Origin of the sequence: Winogradskyella poriferorum (assembly GCF_050618035.1) — a bacterium.
GTDB lineage: Bacteria > Bacteroidota > Bacteroidia > Flavobacteriales > Flavobacteriaceae > Winogradskyella > Winogradskyella poriferorum_A.
Map to the genome: position 1 here is coordinate 1 of NZ_JBODPY010000320.1, position 211 is coordinate 211.

Here is a 211-nt window from a genome sequence, read left to right on the forward strand (position 1 = left end):
ATTTATTGAGATTGTTAGTTCAAGTAGGTTTAATAATGGGCCCGGTAACTATTCAGGTTCACTGACTGAATCATCCGCCATACTGGTAGGAAGAGAAATGCGCTTAGAGTTCATCCTTATTGCCAAGGTGCTTGATGTGGATAAATCTGCGGGCAAACTTACATCAAAAGATGTCGATGCCTAAGAGTTATACTATGTTCAAAACTCTTGC

Annotated in this window: 1 protein-coding gene; it reads left to right on the forward strand. The window is 39.8% G+C overall.

The features are described 5' to 3' along the window. The coding region (locus ACRHOC_RS15925) for a hypothetical protein (RefSeq protein ID WP_431159529.1) at positions 1–184 on the forward strand (184 nt) is incomplete at its 5' end. Positions 185–211 lie beyond the last annotated feature (27 nt).